The sequence below is a fragment of the Sulfitobacter dubius genome, assembly GCF_027214245.1.
GTDB lineage: Bacteria > Pseudomonadota > Alphaproteobacteria > Rhodobacterales > Rhodobacteraceae > Sulfitobacter > Sulfitobacter dubius_A.
On record NZ_JAPWHM010000041.1, the window covers coordinates 1 to 269 of the forward strand.

Consider the following 269-nt stretch of genomic DNA (forward strand, 5'->3'; position numbering starts at 1 on the left):
GTATTGCTGCAGCCGCTGCACCGCTTGCTCGGCAAGCTCGAACGCTTCGAGCGCCGCTGACGGCGACATGCCGTCCGGCAGCGCGCGTGCTGCAAGCCAGCCAGCCCATTGCCGGGCGGCGGCTTGTCTGGACTGCGCAGCGGCGGCTGCCGCATGGCTGCGCTCTGCCATGAGCGTGCGCAGCCTGTCTAGGCGGCTCGCAAGCTCGGCTTGATTGCCGATGAGGCGCTCGCTGCTTTGCAGCGCTTCGAGGCGGGCCTCAACTGCAG

At 69.1% G+C, this 269-nt stretch carries 1 protein-coding gene; it reads right to left on the reverse strand.

The features are described from left to right. Positions 1 to 269: hypothetical protein (locus O4H31_RS19520; RefSeq protein WP_269348181.1), on the reverse strand; the 269-nt coding region annotated here is incomplete at both ends.